Below are 4,817 nucleotides of genomic sequence, written 5' to 3'. Positions count from 1 at the left end.
AGATTCGCTGATTCGTAGATTCGCTGATTCGTAGATTCGCTGATTCGTAGATTCGTAGATTCGCTGATTCGCCACTGGACACATAAAAATGGCAAAACGGGAAATACAGATTCCGCGTTCAGTCATCGCGCTCTTATGCACGCTCCTGCAACTCTGTTTCGGCACCGTGTACGCGTGGAGCTTCTTTCAAACGCTTCTGGTCAGACAACTCGGCTGGACATTCACAGAAACCGCATGGGCTTTTAGTATCGCGATCTTTTCACTCGGCACATCCGCAGCCTGGGCAGGTGCGACGCTACCGCGATTCGGACCTCGCAAACTCGCAGTCGCGGGCAGTATCATGTTTTCCGGCGGATATATGATCGCGAGCCTCGCCCTTCATCTGGACTTTATCCCACTCTTTTACCTGGGATACGGCGTTATCGGCGGTGCGGGAATTGGACTTGGCTATGTAACGCCGGTTGCAACTGCGGCAAAGTGGTTCCCCGATCGCAAGGGTCTGGTGACAGGCATCGTCGTGATGGGATTTGGCGTGGGTGCATTTCTCTTGAGCAAAGTGCTGGCACCCTTTCTCGTACTGCGAACAGAATCGGATCTGCCCCTTGTCTTCTTGTGGCTCGGCATAGTATTTGCCTGTATCCTCTTGCCCTCCAGCTTTGTGTTGAGCGATCCCAAAGCCGCAGTTGTACCCGCTGTTGCTGACGATGAACCGATGGAATACGAAGACACTGTCGCGCCCTATCTGCGATCTTCTGAATTTGCCCTTATGTGGATCGTATTTTTTTTCAACATCGCCGCGGGCATCTCCGTCATCAGCTTTCAGTCAGAACTCCTGCAAGAAGTTTGGGGGTTTGCAGATCCATCCCTGGAACCGGTAACACTCGCCGAATATGGAGCAACTTTGATCGCCGTCAGTTCTCTGTGCAACGGCGTGGGGAGGCTCTTCTGGGGATTGCTATCGGATCGCATCGGTCGCGTTGGCGTCTTCAGAATCTTACTCGCCAGCCAAATGATCGTCTTCGGTATCTTGATGACGGAGCGCAACCCCTGGATCTTTTCCGCGCTCGTTTGTTATGTTCTCTTGTGCTTTGGCGGTGGCTTTGCCACCATGCCATCTTTTGTTCTCGACGTTTTTGGCAGCAAAAAAATGTCCAACATCTACGGGGCAATTCTAACCGCCTGGGCAGCAGCGGGAATCTTCGGCCCCCTTTACGTAGGATACCTGAAAGACGAATACCCCGACCGCGCAGTCATATATTGCTTCTTAATCGGAATTTTTATGCTCGGCCTCGGGTACGTCTTCTCCTATTTGTTAAACGACGACCGCATTCGCCTTAGTCGTCCAACACTGGAAAGCACCCTGCGCCAGTATGGCATTATGCCCCGATAATGAGGAATACACATGTCTGAACGTCCACAACCGACCGAAGACCTCGCACAGGTCAAAACACAACTCGACACCTGTGGTTATGGCCTGCTCGCCAACGCGCTCAATGCAGAAGACCTCTCAAAAATTAAAACCCGTCTAAAAGAACAGGCCCTTGCTGAAAAACAACGCGGGCTCGCATTTGAAGACGGAGGTGCAAAACAAAACTGGGGGGATTTTAGGAATAAAAACGGGCAGGTACGCGCAGGGGCGTTTACACAATCGGCAGGAGGTATCAACCAGCGCGTGTGGATGCTAATCAACAAAGGTCGGGTATTTCAAGACATGCTATTACACTCAGGGGTTCGCAACATCATAGATCACGCACTGGGCAATGATTATTTGCTATCGAGCCATTCGGCCAACATCGCCAAACCCGGCGGTGTTCCCATGCGCCTGCACACAGACCAGTGGTGGATGCCCATGCCAACGCGCGCAGACCGAACGCATTTGCCCGCAGGCTCTATCAGCCGCGAGCAAACAGACGAAACCGATACCGCATCTATCTGGCCCCGCGTCGTCATCAACGTAGTATGGATGATCGGCGACTTCACAGCAGAAAACGGCGGCACCCGCATCGTCCCCGGCAGCCACCTGTGGGGACGACGCCCAGACAACCCCGATGACAACGCCATCGAAACAGTCGCCCTCGAAGGTCCAGCCGGCACAGTTGGATTCCTCGACGGACGCATCTGGCACGGCACGGGAGCCAATATAAGCGACCAACTGCGCTGGGCCATACTCACCACATTCTGCGGTCCCCAATTCCGTCCGCAGGAAAATTTTACCATAGGCACAGTTCCCGAAGTCCTCGCCGAGGCATCGCCCGATCTTCTCTCTTTACTCGGATTCAAAGTGTGGAATGCCTATGGACGCATCGAAAGCCCAGCCGTAGAATATATCCAACCCGGGGAACAATCCCTGGGTGAACTGCGCCCTGACCGCTGAAGAAACCCTTAAGCGCGCGGTTTTGTCAAAATAGGTAGGGGGTGAACGGTTCGTGGTGGGCCGCCCGACATTGGTCGGTGGTGCGGGCAACCGCACAGGGTTCGATTCCCTCACTCTCTGCCAAAAAATAACAGCATCAATACAGGGGGTGAACACCATTTGGAATGGGGCGGAGTATTCTGGCTTCGTGTGCGGGCAACCGCATAGGGTTCGATTCCCTCACCCTCTGCCAAAAAATAACAGCATCAATACAGGGGGTGAACGCCACATGCAAGAGGCAATCGCCTCGTGTGGAAGGCGGCGAAGCGTTCAGGCTTCGTGTGCGGGCAACCGCATAGGGTTCGATGAACTTCTGTCGAAGTTGTACACCGTTCCCCTCACCCTCTGCCTGCCTACCCAAACATCTCTTTTGCAAACGCCAGATTCTTCTCTCCCGATGCCACAGGGTCATCCCCCCCTGGCGTTTCAAAAATCAGCCAACCCTCGTAACCGATCTGTGCAATCGCATCTCGACACGCGGGAAAATCCACATCGCCCTCGCCCAGATCAGAACGCCGCGTATCTTTAATATGAATCAATTGTGTGTGTTCAGGTAAAGTAACGAGCATATCGACCGAATCGTACCCGTATTGCAGCGCATTAGCCGTATCTTGATACACCCCCACCATCTCAGACCCCACGCCATCGCAAATCGTCCTCAACAATCCCGGAGAAAAACTCGTCTCCAGAGCAACCTTAATACCCTTGTCTTCAGCGACAGGGGCGCATCGCTTCATATCTTCAATCAGCAATTCTGCATGCGCGCTCGACATATCGAGATTCTGCGCATCAAAATACGGGAGTAAAATACCGACGCCCCCCATCCCCTTACATGCGCGGATCGCCTTTTGCACAAGCTCCACCACGCGATCGCGCACAGCCGCATCCTCCTCATTCCCCTTGTATTCTCGAAACAGGGCAAAACTGATAGAACACGCTTGCGCACCCGTCTCCTCAACCCACCTCCCAACCTCCTCCCGACCCGCCGCACTCAAAAGCCAATCCAACCGCTCCTCCTCTCGCAGCACAATCTCCACCCCATCAAACCCAATATCCCCTGCTGTGGCAAAAGCGTCTTTCCCCCAATCCATATTCAGACTCGCATTGCGAATCCCGTACAAATACATAGCAAATCCTTTCATTAATGTTGTAAACCTCAAAACCCCTACGCCTCGTACGGCACCCCGGTGCGCCGCAATTCTTTGGTCACTGCAATCTGGCATGTGACATAGCTCCCCATATAGCCCGTGGCAAAGCCGGGCCGCGCATCGCCAATCGTGCCCACGATCATATTGGCATATTCGTACGTCGTATTGTAGCGATCAATAATCAGAGCCACCATCTCCAGCCATGCCAGCCTGAGAGCCTCGCCCCACTCAGTCGCCCGGGCACTGGTCAAATACTCCTCAGCAGCCTCTACCACCGTAGTCGTCTCCACCACCGGACTGCTATTGGGAAACCCGGGAGAGCGATCCACTTTTATAGTAACCGCCGCATCAATCTCGACACCAGCACCTGTCAACTCGCCATCTCCCATCCGCGCATGGACATCGCCCAGAGAGAGCAATCCACCGGGCTTTTGGGCGCGGATATGCACAGTACTGCCCGGTTGAACCGCGTTAAAATCCATATTGCCGCCGTGGTCAATCGAATGAGCAGCCCACGGTTCCAACTGAACCACGCCAACCATAGGCCGCACCGGCACCACAAAATCCGGCGGAAAATGGATCAACCCATCGCGCACAGGCGCCACGCAGCGCCAATTGCCCCAGTTCGGCCCTCCGTTGCGATAAAAACCGTAAGGCCCCACCTCAATATCGATAATTTCAATAGCAACCCAGTCATCAGGCGCAATCTCCTCAATGCGAAAAGGACCACCACGCCGGGCATAGCGGCGGTGGCTTTCCCCGGAAGTAATCATCCCCGCACGAACCTCACCGGCAGCCTCAAAATCATTATCGGCTCCACCAATCGTCTCAATAACCACGGTCTCGCCCAGAGCAAGCGTACCGCGCACCTCGCCAATAGCCGGATCATCCGGCCCACTGTAATAGGGCGTACGCGTGAAGCGACGCATGATAAATCTCCTTTATCAAGAATTCAGCGAAGTCTAAACCCAAAAGGCACAGGTCATGACACTTTCTTACAAAAATTATTGACAAAAATCAAAAAATCCCCAAACCCAATCACACCATCCCCATTCAAGTCGAATCGCGCTTGATACGCCTCATCTTTCTCGCTTAACCCAAATTTTTCTACAAACTGCAAAAAATCTGCAAAGCCAACAGTCCCATCGCCATCAAAGTCGGATGCAGAGGACAGCGTAGGAGAGGTGATATACAGCGACATATCCCACAGCTTGACTGTGTCATCCCAAGACCCGGAGGCGAGGATACCCCCATCG

4 protein-coding genes and 1 pseudogene (1 of these 5 running past the window's edge) are annotated in these 4,817 nt (G+C 53.6%); 2 read left to right on the top strand and 3 right to left on the bottom strand.

Annotated features, from left to right (window positions below; translation table 11 throughout):
• Nucleotides 1-88 precede the first annotated feature (88 nt).
• Together F4Y39_02575 and F4Y39_02570 are read left to right on the top strand one after the other, a co-directional pair.
• Nucleotides 89-1,390 carry an OFA family MFS transporter gene (locus F4Y39_02575; protein MYC12593.1) on the top strand — a complete coding sequence of 434 codons (1,302 nt, stop codon included), beginning with the start codon at nucleotides 89-91 and terminating at the stop codon, nucleotides 1,388-1,390.
• 12 nt (nucleotides 1,391-1,402) lie between these two features.
• A complete protein-coding gene (locus tag F4Y39_02570) occupies nucleotides 1,403-2,374 on the top strand; it encodes a hypothetical protein (protein ID MYC12592.1) in 972 nt (323 codons plus the stop codon).
• 392 nt (nucleotides 2,375-2,766) lie between these two features.
• Here the strand turns inward: F4Y39_02570 and F4Y39_02565 are convergent, their stop codons facing one another.
• The 3 genes and pseudogenes from F4Y39_02565 to F4Y39_02555 all read right to left on the bottom strand — a co-directional run.
• On the bottom strand, nucleotides 2,767-3,636 hold the full coding sequence (locus tag F4Y39_02565; GenBank protein MYC12591.1) for a sugar phosphate isomerase/epimerase: 870 nt from the start codon (nucleotides 3,634-3,636) through the stop codon (nucleotides 2,767-2,769).
• Nucleotides 3,579-4,490, bottom strand: coding sequence for a hypothetical protein (locus F4Y39_02560; GenBank protein ID MYC12590.1), 912 nt, complete (start codon nucleotides 4,488-4,490; stop codon nucleotides 3,579-3,581). The genes F4Y39_02565 and F4Y39_02560 overlap by 58 nt, the downstream gene beginning before the upstream one ends.
• A 53-nt stretch (nucleotides 4,491-4,543) precedes the next feature.
• Nucleotides 4,544-4,817 (bottom strand): annotated as a pseudogene (locus F4Y39_02555) (hypothetical protein); it runs 1,415 nt beyond the window's last position.

Source organism: Gemmatimonadota bacterium (assembly GCA_009838845.1).
Taxonomy (GTDB): domain Bacteria; phylum Latescibacterota; class UBA2968; order UBA2968; family UBA2968; genus VXRD01.
The sequence above is the reverse complement of the archived record's forward strand: the minus strand, read 5'-3'. Positions and strand labels throughout refer to the sequence as shown.